The organism is Citrobacter sp. CK206 (assembly GCF_030333125.1).
GTDB lineage: Bacteria > Pseudomonadota > Gammaproteobacteria > Enterobacterales > Enterobacteriaceae > Citrobacter_B > Citrobacter_B koseri.
Window position 1 is genome coordinate 217,084 of sequence record NZ_JAOWGM010000028.1, and the last position, 13,556, is coordinate 230,639.

Sequence of the window (13,556 nt, forward strand, 5' to 3'; positions counted from 1 at the left end):
CATCATTGTTGAGCCATCACCTGATCCGGCTGCCGCTCCGGGCGACGCGGAATAAACGACACAATCCAGGAAACCAGCGTCGTCAGAGAACGGAAAATTACTTTGACGGAAGACGGAGCAAATTCCGCAAGATGGCGGTAGCCACGGAAGCCCAGCTTCAGAATATCCAGCAGGCTTTCCAGCGGTTTGTCTTCCGGGAAGCTGTCCTGCCAGAGCGCCCACGTATCCGCGCGGGCAAATGTGCACTGCACAAAGTCGATATGTTGTTTCGTGGTCATCGGCAGCAATTGCAGCCCGACCTCATTGCCCAACACGCGCACGACCTGAGTAGGAAAGACGTACTCTTGCTGGCCGCGTTTAAGCAATAAATTAACCTTTTGCCCTTCCAGCACCTGCGCCTGCCCGTTGATCCGAATCCCCAGGCCGCCGTCGGAGAAGTCATGCACGGTGCATGAGAACAGGTGGCCATCTTCACGGGCAATGGCCGCCGGCATGGAGATTTCAACGCGGTGCGCCCGGCGTACCTGCTTACTTTCCACAGAGACCGCCACCGCGCCGCCCAGAATGATCAGGTTATAGAAAACCCACACCAGGCTGACGATCACCGTGAGTATTTCGTTGGCGGGGCCGTAGTAGTAACGCCAGACGCCCACCACGACCCCCAGCAGGTTGAGCAGCACCAGGAAGATATAGGGCCGGGAAATCACCCAGTCGACATACTCTTCCTCTACCAGCCCGCCTTTCGCGGTAACGTTGAATTTCCCTTTATGCGGGTTGATCAGCGCCACCATCGTCGGCGGCGCGATATACCAGGCCAGCACCGTTTCGTAGATTTCACTCCAGAAGGAGTGGCGGTATTTCCCCTGAATCTTCGAGTTGGTGAGGCTGGCGTGAATCATGTGCGGCAACACAAACAGCGCAATCATCAGCGCGGGCGCATAGATGATATAGGCGTGCAGCAGCAGGAAAGCCAGCGGCGCCGTCAGGAAGATGAGCCGTGGAATACCCGATAAAAAGTGGAACATGGCGTTGACGTAACACAGACGCTGCGCCAGCTTTAAGCCTTTGCCGAACAGCGGGTTATCCAGACGGAAGATTTGCACCATGCCGCGCGCCCAGCGAATACGCTGCCCGATGTGTGCGGACAGGCTTTCCGTCGCCAGACCTGCCGCCTGTGGAATGCGCATATAGGCCGAGGTGTAGCCGCGACGGTGCAGGCGCAGCGAGGTATGCGCATCTTCGGTCACGGTCTCAACGGCAATGCCGCCAATCTCATCCAGCGGTTTACGGCGAATCACCGCGCACGATCCGCAGAAGAACGTCGCATCCCACATGTCGTTGCCATCCTGCACCAGCCCATAAAACAGCGTGCCTTCGTTCGGCGTTTTACGGAAACGACCGAGGTTGCGTTCAAACGGGTCCGGCGAGAAAAAGTGGTGCGGCGTCTGCATCATGGCGAGCTTTTTCTCTTTCAGGAACCAGCCCATCGTCATTTGCAGGAACGAGCGTGTCGGTACATGGTCGCAGTCAAAGATCGAGACAAACTCGCCTTTCGCGTATTTCAGCGCGTTATTGATGTTGCCGGCCTTGGCGTGTTCATGCGTGGTACGGGCGATATACTGTACGCCGACGGTCTGGGCAAACTGGCGGAACTCTTCGCGCCCACCGTCGTCAAGAATCCAGATGCTCAGCTTGTCTTTCGGCCAGTCGATGCCCAACGAGGCGTAAACGGTGTTTTTCACCACGCTGAGGTCTTCGTTGTAAGTCGGAATAAAAATGTCCACCGTCGGCCACTGCGCCATCTCTTTCGGTAGCGGCACGGGCTGGCGGTTAAGCGGCCAGACGACCTGGAAATACCCCAGCACCAGGACAATCCAGGCGTAGGTTTCCGCAAACAGCAAAATCAGCCCGCAAACCAGGCTCAGCGGGTCATCCCAGTTTAGCGTCGAGGTATAGCGCCACCAGATATAACGGCATGACACCGTCAGCGACAGCACGATCAGCATCAGGGCGGAGAAACGCCCCGGTATCCGCCGCACCAGCAGCGCGACGCCCCACAGCAGTATCAGGAAGATAAACTGCGACAGCGGGTTAAACGGCTGGGTAATACAGATGATCGCCAGAATCAGGGAAAAGGTGACGATAACGCCGAGGATAAAGCGGCGCACCCCGTTGCTAAGATGGCCCAGCTCTTTTTCGCTTTCCAGGTGCGTGGTCTTTTTACTGACGCGGTCGGGCAGCGTGTCCATCCACTGATGATAGCGACCGCGCACGCCCAGCAGGCGGGAGAGCGACCGCCAGCGCGGTTCGACCTTCTTCTCTTTACGCGGCGAGAAGGCCATCAACCAGAGCGTTTGAATGGCATAGCGGGCCGGGTCCAGCGGACGCGGTCGGTTGGCGTTAATATGCGGATAGAGCGCTTTATGCTGCGCGCGAATGCGCTGCCAGCGCGGATGCTCAAGCGGAATAAAAATCCACGCCAGAATCACCCACAGGCAGCCCAGCATCGCACTGAACGGCGACGCGCCATGACGGCGATACCCTTGATAGCGCTCGCTCAGGCGTGCGCCGACCGGCGGAATGAGAAGCCACCGGGTCAGGATGTTCATGATGCGCTCCCGGCAGGGGCGCGATTGCCCGCATAGTGCAGCAAACACCAGTTTGCCAGCGTCAGCACCTCTTCTGCCGCCAGCGAATCGCCACGGTACTCGCCCAGCGGCTGTTTCGAAGCCATACACTCCGCCATCGCTTCATCGCGATGGATCACCATCGGCAGCAAACGACGCTGGCTTTGCAGCCAGACCTGGTACAGATCGTCCTGCAACTGGCTGGCAATGCGTAAATCGTTAATCAGAATATGCGCGCCCGTGGGCAGCGCCTGTTGATGCAGCCGGATATGGCAATTGGTGTCCGCTTTTACCACCGCCAGCGTATGATCGCAGAGACTGACCAACTGTTGCGTCAGCGGTGAGACGCCGTGGGGAAGATCCAGCAAAATCCACGAATAGCGTCGGCTCTCTTTCAGTTCGCGCAGGCCAGCGCAAATAGCTCCCAGCTTTTCCGCCCATTCCTGAGGATTCTCCCACTCTTCCACCGTAAGCTGTCCGAACGGCAGCAGATCGAGCTGGGTGGTATAACGCAGTCCGGCATCGCGCCAGTCTTTACCGTCCAGCAGCGCCCTGGCCCAGCCGTCGCGATGGGCAAAATCGACATTGAATGACATACGCAGCAGGTTATCGGGGCTGGCATCAACGACCAGCACATTTTCCCCGAGTATTTGCAGCGCCCAGGCGAGCGCCGAAGTGATTGATGTGGTGCCTACACCGCCGCGCACGCCCTGCAATCCCAGAATGGACATCCCTGACTCCCTTATGATGGTTGTTGCGCAAATTCAGCCAATAAAGGCCAACGTTTAATCGCCGCAGCCAGCTGTTCGCGTTGGGAAATATCGGTATAGTCTATTTCGGGCAAGGAGAAAGCCTGACTTAACGCCAGAAAATCATTTTGAAAGGTATAGCCCAATGCTGAATCAAACTGAGAGTCAGGTTCGTTGTTGTTATACATTCTGTATTGTGTCCCTTTTGAATATACTCACCATGCTTCAGACAATTTTTCTGGCAGCATCCCCCCCTCTTCACTGTTAATCTTCAATGCAGGGGATCGTTCATTTCTCGCCTTTCCGTTACGCAAACTGTAAGAGTAAAGAAAACACCATGACCGAGGTCGCAAGGCTTCCTGCCCGCCGAATTGATTCATATGCTAAATCTGATGTGTTTTAATTTCAATGTTAGGTTTATTTCTGAGCTTTCGCTAGTAAACTGATAAACAGATAAAATAGCGACAAGAGGGACGCTGTGGACCCCGTATTTTCTATCGGCATCTCATCATTATGGGATGAACTACGCCACATGCCTGCCGGCGGTGTCTGGTGGGTTGACGCTGATCGCAATGAAGATGCCATCAGCCTGGTGAATCAAACGATTGCCTCGCAGGCAGGGAACGCGAAAGTCGCGGTCATTTGTATGGGCAGCGATCCGGGTGAATTAATCAAATTAGATGAATCTCACGGCCCGGAAAAAATCCAGTTATTTTCAATGCCGGATTCTGAAAAGGGGTTATACTTTTTGCCCCGCGATTTGCTTTGTTCTGTTGATCCTACACATTACTTTTTCATTCTTCTTTGCGCGAATAACGCCTGGCAAAATATATCAGGGGAACGCCTTCATCAGTGGCTGGAAAAAATGAATAAATGGACCCGGTTCCATCACTGTTCGCTTCTGGTTATTAACCCTGGAAATAATAATGACAAACAGTTCTCCCTGTTGATGGGGGAGTATCGTTCGCTTTTCGGCCTTGCCAGCTTACGTTTTCAGGGCGACCAGCATCTGTTCGACATCGCGTTCTGGTGCAGCGAAAAAGGGGTCAGCGCCCGGCAACAACTGACGCTGCGCCATAAAGATGCGCACTGGGAGCTGGCCCACAAGGAAGAGGCGAACATTCAGCCGCGCAGCGACGAAAAACGCATCCTCAGCAATATCGCCGTTCTTGAAGGCGCTCCGCCGCTGTCGGAACACTGGGCGCTTTTTGATAATAACGAAACCTTGTTCAACGAGGCGCGAACTGCGCAGGCGGCGACGATCATCTTCTCCCTGACGCAAAATAGCCAAATCGAACCCATGGCGCGGAATATCCATACGCTGCGCCGCCAGCGCGGAAGCGCGCTGAAAATTATCGTCCGCGAAAATCTCGCCAGTTTGCGGGCGACCGACGAGCGACTGCTGTTAGGCTGCGGCGCGAATATGGTTATTCCGTGGAATGCGCCGCTTTCCCGCTGCCTGACGCTGATTGAAAGCGTGCAGGGACAGCAATTCAGCCGCTATGTCCCGGAAGAGATCGCCACACTCCTGTCGATGACGCAGCCCATGAAGCTGCGCGGTTTCCAGACATGGGACGTCTTCTGCAAAGCCGTACATAACATGATGAGCAACACGCTGCTGCCCGCTGACGGGAAAGGCGTGATGGTCGCATTGCGCCCGGTGCCGGGTATCCGCATCGAGCAGGCGCTGACGCTCTGCCGCCCAAACCGTACCGGCGATATCATGACTATCGGCGGCAACCGGCTGGTGCTGTTTTTATCATTCTGTCGGGTCAACGATCTGGACACTGCGCTGAACCATATCTTCCCGCTGCCGACCGGCGATATCTTTTCCAACCGCATGGTCTGGTTCGAAGATAACCAAATCAGCGCTGAACTCGTGCAAATGCGCCTGCTGTCGCCTGAACTGTGGGGCACACCGCTGCCGCTGACTCAGGGGCCGAACCCTGTGCTCAATGCCGAGCATGACGGGCGAGTCTGGCGACGTATTCCCGAACCCTTACGACTGCTGGATGACAGCGTGGAGCGCCCACAATGATGAACGTCAACGATATCATCCAGATCATCGTCTTTTGCGCGCTGATCTTTTTTCCTCTGGGCTATCTGGCGCGCCATTCACTTCGCCGCATCCGTAACACAGCCCGACTGTTATTCGCCAGACCCCGTTATGTAAAACCCGCCGGAACCTTGCGCCGTGCAACAAACGTCAAGGCAGACAAAAAATGACTCAGCATACTCAAACCTCATCCATGCCTTCACCACTCTGGCAATACTGGCGCGGCCTTGCGGGCTGGAATTTCTACTTTCTGGTAAAGTTTGGCCTACTCTGGGCGGGATATCTCAACTTCCATCCGTTGCAGAACCTGGTCTTCATGGCCTTTTTGTTAATGCCAGTCCCTAAACTCGGCCTGCACCGCCTGCGCCATTGGGTCGCTATCCCAATCGGCTTTGCGCTTTTCTGGCATGACACCTGGCTGCCTGGCCCACAAAGCATTATTAGTCAGGGCTCGCAGGTCGCGGGTTTTAGCGCGGACTATATGCTCGATCTGGTGACTCGCTTTATCAACTGGCAGATGATCGGCGCCGTGTTTGTGCTGCTCGTCACCTGGCTGTTTTTATCGCAGTGGATTCGGGTCACTCTTTTTGTTGTCGCCATTATGATCTGGCTGAACGTGCTGACGCTGACAGGGCCAGTCTTTACGCTGTGGCCTGGCGGCCAGCCGACCGACACGGTGACGACCACCGGCGGCTCTGCGGCGGCGACGGTCGCAACGGCAGGAGACACCCCGGTGGTCGGCGATATCCCGGCGCAGACCGCGCCTCCGACCCCAGCCAATCTGAACGCGTGGTTGAACACCTTCTATAACGCGGAAGAAAAACGAAAAACGCCGTTCCCGACGGCGCTGCCGGCCGATGCGCAGCCGTTTGAACTGCTGGTGATCAACATCTGTTCCCTCTCGTGGTCTGATGTTGAAGCCGCAGGCCTGATGTCACATCCGTTATGGTCGCATTTCGATATTCTGTTTAAGCACTTTAACTCCGCCACCTCCTACAGCGGCCCGGCGGCGATCCGCCTGCTGCGCGCCAGCTGCGGCCAGTCGTCGCACACGAATCTGTATCAACCGGCAGGCAACGACTGCTACCTGTTTGATAACCTGTCGAAGCTGGGCTTCACGCAGCATTTAATGATGGGTCATAACGGCGAATTCGGCGGCTTCCTGAAAGAAGTGCGTGAGAATGGCGGTATGCAGACGGAGCTGATGGATCAAAAAGGGCTGCCCGTCACGCTGCTGGGCTTTGACGGTTCTCCGGTTTATGACGACACCGCCGTGCTCAACCGCTGGCTGGAAACCACTGAGAAAGATCAGAACTCGCGTAGCGCAACGTTCTATAACACGCTGCCGCTGCACGACGGAAACCACTTCCCTGGCGTCAGTAAAACGGCGGATTACAAAATTCGCGCGCAAAAGCTGTTCGATGAGCTGGACGCCTTCTTTACCGAACTGGAGAAATCGGGCCGTAAAGTGATGGTGGTGATGGTCCCGGAACACGGCGGCGCGCTCAAAGGCGACAGAATGCAGGTTTCCGGGCTACGCGACATCCCCAGCCCGTCGATCACCAACGTACCGGCAGCGGTGAAATTCTTCGGTATGAAAACGCCTCATCAGGGCGCATCGATTGAGATTGACCAGCCGAGCAGCTACCTGGCGATTTCCGAACTGGTGGTGCGCGCCCTTGACGGCAAACTGTTTGTCGAAGACAACGTCAACTGGGATCAGCTCACCCGTGGGTTGCCGCAGACCGCACCGGTCGCTGAAAACGCCAACGCGGTGGTTATCCAGTATCAGGGTAAACCGTATGTGCGTCTGAACGGCGGCGACTGGGTGCCTTATCCGCAGTAAACGAAAAAGGCCTGATGGCGCTACGCTTATCAGGCCTACAGGTCAGGCACAATCTCCTGAAATTATGCCGATTTGTAGGCCGGATAAGACGCTTTCGTCGCCATCCGGCAAAACTCGCGCAAGCGCCGCAACACGCTGGAAAGATTCTTGCCAGCTGGCAACTTTTCTGACGACCCGTAAAAAACGAAACCCACTAACTCGTTGATATATAAAAACTCCTTTTCTGGCACAGCGATTGCTATTTGAGTGTGAGCTGTTCTGTTCCGAATCAAAGGAGATATCATGTCTGACTGTCGTACTTACGGATTCAACACCCAGATCGTTCACGCGGGGCAACAACCCGATCCTTCAACTGGCGCGCTCAGTACGCCAATCTTCCAGACGTCGACGTTTGTTTTCGACAGCGCCGAACAGGGGGCCGCCCGCTTTGCGCTCGAAGAGTCCGGGTACATTTACACCCGCCTGGGCAACCCCACGACGGACGCGCTGGAGAAAAAGCTGGCGGTACTGGAAAGAGGCGAAGCGGCGCTGGCGACCGCGTCCGGCATTTCCGCCATCACCACCACGCTGCTGACGCTCTGTGAGCAGGGCGATCACATTGTCTCAGCCAGCGCGATTTATGGCTGCACGCACGCATTTTTGTCGCACAGCATACCGAAGTTCGGTATTGACGTGAGTTTCGTTAATGCCGCCAACCCGGATGAGATCCGCGAAGCCATCCGCCCGGAAACCAAAGTGGTGTACATCGAAACGCCCGCCAACCCAACGCTCTCCCTGGTCGACATCGAAACGGTCGCCGGGATCGCCCATCAGCGGGGCGTGCTGTTGGTTGTGGATAACACCTTTATGTCGCCGTACTGCCAGCAACCCCTGCTCCAGGGAGCCGATATCGTGGTTCACAGCGTCACGAAATACATCAACGGACACGGGGATGTTATTGGCGGGGTCATCGTCGGCAAGCAGGAGTTTATCGATCAGGCGCGGTTTATCGGGCTGAAGGATATCACCGGCGGCTGCATGAGCCCCTTTAACGCCTGGCTGACGCTGCGCGGCGTGAAGACGCTGGGGATTCGCATGGAACGCCACTGCGAGAACGCGCTGAAAATCGCCCGTTTCCTGGAAAGCCATCCGAAGATTACCCACGTCTGGTATCCGGGGCTTCCTTCGCACCCGCAGTATGAACTTGGCAGACGCCAGATGAGCCTGCCCGGCGGCATTATCAGCTTCGAAATCGCGGGTGGCCTGGAGGCTGGCAGACGCATGATCAATTCGGTAGAATTATGCCTCCTCGCGGTCAGTCTCGGTGATACCGAAACCCTCATTCAGCACCCTGCGTCTATGACACATTCGCCTGTTGCGCCAGAGGAACGGCTTAAAGCAGGTATTACCGACGGGCTAATCCGTCTTTCTGTGGGTCTTGAAGATCCAGAAGATATTATTAACGACCTTGAACACGCCATCAGAAAGGCGACATTCTGACCATTACGGTCGGAGCTGGCCTGCGTCGGCTCCGGCTGTTGAGAATCAAGGCACAACGGCCTGGCTATACGCATCATCCTTCCCGGGGTGACGTGTATTTTGGGCAGGGGGCTCTATGCAGGACAACACATTACAATTAAGCAACAGTAAAGCGACCACCGCAGCGTTATCAGGAAAACTACCGTTTACGAAATACGATTTTGGCTGGGTGCTGTTATGTATCGGCATGGCCATTGGCGCCGGAACGGTGCTAATGCCGGTACAGATTGGGCTAAAAGGAATTTGGGTCTTTATCACCGCGTTTATTATCGCCTACCCCGCAACCTATATCGTGCAGGATATTTACTTAAAGACGTTATCAGAAAGTGAAACCTGTAATGACTACACCGATATTATCAGTCATTACCTGGGGAAAAACTGGGGCGTCTTCCTCGGCGTGATCTACTTTTTGATGATTATCCACGGCATTTTTATCTACTCTTTATCCGTGGTTTTCGACAGCGCGTCGTACATTAAGACCTTCGGTCTGACCGATGCCGATCTCTCGCAGTCCATCCTCTATAAAGTGGCGATCTTCGCCGTACTGGTCGCTATCGCCTCCGGTGGAGAAAAGCTGCTGTTTAAGATCTCCGGCCCTATGGTGGTGGTGAAGGTAGGCATCATCCTGATCTTCGGTTTCGCGATGATTCCACACTGGAACTTCAGCAATATTACGGCCTTCCCGCAGGCGTCGGTCTTCTTCCGCGATGTGCTGCTCACCGTCCCCTTCTGTTTTTTCTCGGCGGTGTTTATTCAGGTACTGAACCCAATGAACATTGCCTACCGCAAACGAGAAGCCGACAGAGTGCTGGCGACGCGCATGGCAATTCGTACCCACCGCATCAGCTATATCACGCTGATTGCCGTGATCCTGTTCTTCTCGTTTTCGTTTACCTTCTCCATCAGCCACGAAGAAGCCGTTTCCGCCTTTGAGCAGAATATCTCCGCGCTGGCATTGGCTGCGCAGGTCATTCCCGGACAGATCATTCATTTCACCTCAACGGTACTGAATATCTTTGCGGTTCTCACCGCCTTCTTCGGTATTTACCTGGGCTTTCATGAAGCGATTAAGGGCATCATTCTCAACGTGCTGAGTCGGGTTATCGACGTGGAGAAGATCAATCCGCTGGCGCTGACGCTTGGCATCTGTACCTTTATCGTTATCACGCTGGTCATTTGGGTATCGTTCCGCGTCTCGGTGCTGGTGTTCTTCCAGTTGGGTAGCCCGCTGTACGGCATTGTGTCGTGCATCATCCCTTTTTTCCTGATCTATAAAGTCACGCAACTGGAAAAACTGCGCGGCCTGAAAACCTGGCTGATTCTGCTGTATGGGATTTTGCTGTGCCTGTCGCCGCTCCTGAAGCTGATTGAATAACGCGTTCCGTGCGCCGTCGGTTCCTGGCGGCGCTTAACTCACCCCCTCCAGTTGGTAGCTGCGTATTTTATTCAGCACCGTCGTGTGCGAAACCCCCAACGCTTTCGCGATATGCCGGGAGGAGACATTCTCTTCCACCATCTGCTCAATCAGCTGCCGCTCAGCATGTTGCACCTGCTCTTTGAAGGGGCGGTCGGGATGCCCCGGCAACGCTTGTGACACCGTTGAAAGCCCCAAATCATCGCAGGTGATGACATCACTTTCTGACATCAGCATCAGACGGATAATGGTGTTCTCCAGTTCGCGAACGTTGCCCGGCCAGTGGTGGTGACGCAGTGACTCAAAACAGGCTTTGTCCAGTATCAGCCGCCGTTGAAACTCTTTGGCATATTTCTGTACAAAATGGCGAATCAGTAAAGTGATATCCGAAGGGCGCTCGCGCAACGGCGGAATCGTGAGCGTCAGTACGTTAATGCGATACCAGAGATCGGCGCGCAGCAGGCGCTGTTCGACCATCTCTTCCAGGTTCGCGTTGGTGGCGACAATAATACGCGCGTTAACCGGGATCACCTGCGCCCCGCCGACGCGGCGGATGCCGCCGTCCTGAAGCACCCGCAGCAGCTTGGCCTGTAAATTCAGCGGCATTTCGCCAAATTCATCAAGAAACAGCGTTCCCTTATCCGCCATTTCAAACAACCCTTTTTTCCCTCTGCCGTCCGCACCGCTGAACGCCCCTTTTTCATAACCAAAAAGTTCGCTCTCCATCAATGCCTCAGGCAGCGTTGAGCAGTTGACGGGGATAAATGGATAAAAGCGCCGCTGCCCGGAATTATGAATGGCGCGCGCCAGCAACTCTTTACCCGTGCCGGTCTCACCACGGATCAGGACGGTATATTTGCTGTCAGCGATTTTTAGCGCTTTTTCAATCAGCACCTGCATACTCTGGCTGCTACAGATAATGTCGGAGAAATAGCGCGGTCGCGTCAGTTCGGGCGTGGCCAGTTCAGAAAGATTCTCAGAGAGATAAGCGACATTAATAATGTCGGCATGTTGATTGAGGCAGGTCTGGACGCTGGAAATATCCTGCAAATGGCGGCACCAGGATTTAATCAGAATCCGACCCGGCGTGACCTTCATGGAGATAATATTAATATCGCGGCAGGAAAACTCCTTGAGGACATCCTCAACCATAGACAGACGATCGATTGTTTTAATATCCCAGCGTATCGTGACCACGTTGGCTCCAGATATTTCTGTGGCAATCAGAAATCTGCTTACATTCTAGTCGCTATGGGATAATGTTCTGCCGATGGACTCACATTGTGGAGCCAAAAAAGGAATATAAAAAAACCGGAGCACAAGGCTCCGGTTATGAGGCAATAACCAACAGTTATTGCTGTCGGTTCTCATCCTGATCGACGGCGAAACAGGCCACCAGTTGACCGCCGTAATCTTTAAGCTGCGGCTGCAACTGGGTGCAGGGGCCAAAGCGACGACGGCAACGGGCGTTGAAGGCGCAGCCCGGCGGCGGATTCAGCGGGCTTGGCAGCTCGCCGGTCAGCTTGATGCGCTCGCGGCGGTCATCCGGGTTCAAACGCGGCGTCGCGGAGAGCAGCGCCTGCGTATACGGATGGCGCGGGTTGGTAAAGATCTGCTCCTTCGTCCCTTTCTCCACGCAGCGGCCGAGATACATCACCATCACCTCATCGGCAATGTGTTCGACCACCGACAGGTCGTGCGAGATAAAGACGTAAGACAGCCCCAGCTCCTGCTGCAAATCCATCATCAGGTTCAACACCTGCGCGCGCACGGAAACGTCCAGCGCGGAGACCGGTTCATCGGCGATCACCACGTCCGGGTCAAGCATCAGACCGCGGGCGATAGCAATACGTTGACGCTGGCCGCCGGAAAACATGTGCGGGTAGCGATCGTAATGCTCGGTTTTAAGGCCGACTTTCGCCATCATCGCCAGCGCTTTTTCACGACGCTGCTCTTTGCTGAGCGAGGTGTTGATCAGCAGTGGCTCTTCCAGAATCTGCCCCACTTTCTTACGCGGGTTCAGCGAACCATACGGGTTCTGGAACACAATCTGGATTTTCTGCCGACGCAGTTTTTGCGCCTGCGGATCGTGCCTGAGCAGATCCTGCCCCTGATAATACAGTTCTCCGCCGGTCGGCGTTTCAATCATCGTCAGCAGGCGGCCCAGCGTGGATTTCCCGCAGCCGGACTCGCCCACGACCGCCAGCGTTTTGCCGCGCTCAAGGGTGAACGATACGCCATCCAGCGCTTTTACCAGGCGCTCGGGCGCAAACAGCCCCTTCTTCACCGGGTAGTGTTTTTTCAAATCGATGGCCTGCAACAGCGGCTGTTGCAAGGTGGCCTCGTGCGTACTCATAGTGTGGGCCTCCCGGCATCATCGAGTGGATAGTGGCATTTGGACTGGCGGCCATCGCCGAGCAGATTCAGATCCGGCTCTTCGCTACGGCATTTATCCGTGGCATACGGGCAGCGCGGGTTCAACAGACAGCCGTTCGGGCGGTCATATTTTCCCGGCACCACGCCCGGCAGCGACGCCAGGCGCGCTTTATCCTGCGCGAATTCCGGCAGTGCGCGCAGCAACGCCTGCGTATACGGATGACGCGGCGCGCGGAAGATATCGTGCGCCGCCCCTGTCTCTACCACCTGTCCGGCATACATTACGATGATTTTATGCGCGGCTTCCGCCACCAGCGCCAGATCGTGGGTAATCAGCACCAGCGCCATATTTTCTTTCTGCTGCAATTCCAGCAACAGTTCGATGATTTGCGCCTGAATGGTCACGTCCAGCGCAGTGGTCGGTTCATCGGCAATCAGCAGTTTCGGACGACAGGCAATCGCCATGGCAATCATCACGCGCTGGCTCATCCCACCGGACAACTGGTGCGGGTAGACATCCAGACGCGACGCCGGATCGGGAATCCCCACCTGAGTCAGCAGGTCAATCGCCCGCTGCCGACGGGTTTTCCTGTTGCCGCCCTGATGCACCTTAATCGCTTCCATAATCTGGAAACCTACGGTGTAGCACGGGTTCAGGCTGGTCATCGGGTCCTGGAAGATCATCGCCACTTCCGCGCCCACCAGGTTGCGGCGCTCTTTCTCAGAGATGCGCTGCAAGTCCTGGCCGTTGAATTCCAGTTTTTCCGCCATCACGCGGCCCGGGAAATCAATCAGCCCCATAATCGCCAGCGAGCTAACCGATTTACCGGAGCCGGACTCGCCGACAATACCAACGACTTCGCCCTGATTTACGCTGTAGCTTACGCGGTCTACCGCGCGAAACGGCGTACCTTCGTCACCGAAGTGCACCGATAATTTATCTACGTTTAATAACGCCATCTCGAACCTC

General features: G+C 55.5%; 11 protein-coding genes. 5 read left to right on the top strand and 6 right to left on the bottom strand.

Annotation, left to right across the window (positions count from 1 at the left end; translation table 11 throughout):
• Positions 1–2: 2 nt before the first annotated feature.
• The 3 genes from bcsA to bcsR are packed head-to-tail and all read right to left on the bottom strand — an operon-like array spanning position 3 to position 3,564.
• Positions 3–2,609, bottom strand: coding sequence for a UDP-forming cellulose synthase catalytic subunit (gene bcsA / locus OGX81_RS13575; RefSeq protein ID WP_104868057.1), 2,607 nt, complete (start codon positions 2,607–2,609; stop codon positions 3–5).
• Positions 2,606–3,358: a cellulose biosynthesis protein BcsQ gene (bcsQ, locus tag OGX81_RS13580; protein ID WP_286487575.1), complete on the bottom strand. Its 753-nt coding sequence runs from the start codon at positions 3,356–3,358 to the stop codon at positions 2,606–2,608. The genes bcsA and bcsQ overlap by 4 nt, the downstream gene beginning before the upstream one ends.
• 11 nt (positions 3,359–3,369) lie before the next feature.
• Positions 3,370–3,564: a cellulose biosynthesis protein BcsR gene (bcsR, locus tag OGX81_RS13585; protein WP_012135663.1), complete on the bottom strand. Its 195-nt coding sequence runs from the start codon at positions 3,562–3,564 to the stop codon at positions 3,370–3,372.
• 290 nt (positions 3,565–3,854) lie between these two features.
• Here bcsR and bcsE point away from each other — a divergent pair, with 290 nt between their 5' ends.
• From bcsE to OGX81_RS13610, 5 genes are all read left to right on the top strand, one after another.
• Positions 3,855–5,414, top strand: coding sequence for a cellulose biosynthesis c-di-GMP-binding protein BcsE (bcsE, locus tag OGX81_RS13590; protein ID WP_104868056.1), 1,560 nt, complete (start codon positions 3,855–3,857; stop codon positions 5,412–5,414).
• A complete protein-coding gene (bcsF, locus tag OGX81_RS13595; RefSeq protein ID WP_012135666.1) occupies positions 5,411–5,602 on the top strand; it encodes a cellulose biosynthesis protein BcsF in 192 nt (63 codons plus the stop codon). The genes bcsE and bcsF overlap by 4 nt, the downstream gene beginning before the upstream one ends.
• Positions 5,599–7,278, top strand: coding sequence for a cellulose biosynthesis protein BcsG (gene bcsG / locus OGX81_RS13600; RefSeq protein ID WP_286487576.1), 1,680 nt, complete (start codon positions 5,599–5,601; stop codon positions 7,276–7,278). Before bcsF ends, bcsG begins: the two co-directional genes overlap by 4 nt.
• A gap of 282 nt (positions 7,279–7,560) precedes the next feature.
• Entirely contained in the window at positions 7,561–8,757 is a 1,197-nt protein-coding gene (megL, locus tag OGX81_RS13605) for a methionine gamma-lyase (RefSeq protein WP_012135669.1), read from the top strand.
• 115 nt (positions 8,758–8,872) lie between these two features.
• Complete coding sequence (locus tag OGX81_RS13610; protein WP_104868054.1) at positions 8,873–10,171, top strand: aromatic amino acid transport family protein; 1,299 nt, start codon at positions 8,873–8,875, stop codon at positions 10,169–10,171.
• Between the two features lie 33 nt (positions 10,172–10,204).
• On the opposite strand, the gene OGX81_RS13615 is transcribed toward OGX81_RS13610, so the two are convergent.
• The 3 genes from OGX81_RS13615 to dppD all read right to left on the bottom strand — a co-directional run bounded on the left by OGX81_RS13615 (position 10,205) and on the right by dppD (position 13,546).
• On the bottom strand, positions 10,205–11,407 hold the full coding sequence (locus OGX81_RS13615) for a sigma-54 interaction domain-containing protein (protein ID WP_058668255.1): 1,203 nt from the start codon (positions 11,405–11,407) through the stop codon (positions 10,205–10,207).
• Between the two features lie 154 nt (positions 11,408–11,561).
• A complete protein-coding gene (dppF, locus tag OGX81_RS13620; protein WP_012135673.1) occupies positions 11,562–12,566 on the bottom strand; it encodes a dipeptide ABC transporter ATP-binding subunit DppF in 1,005 nt (334 codons plus the stop codon).
• Positions 12,563–13,546 carry a dipeptide ABC transporter ATP-binding protein gene (dppD, locus tag OGX81_RS13625; protein WP_012135675.1) on the bottom strand — a complete coding sequence of 328 codons (984 nt, stop codon included), beginning with the start codon at positions 13,544–13,546 and terminating at the stop codon, positions 12,563–12,565. Before dppD ends, dppF begins: the two co-directional genes overlap by 4 nt.
• Positions 13,547–13,556 lie beyond the last annotated feature (10 nt).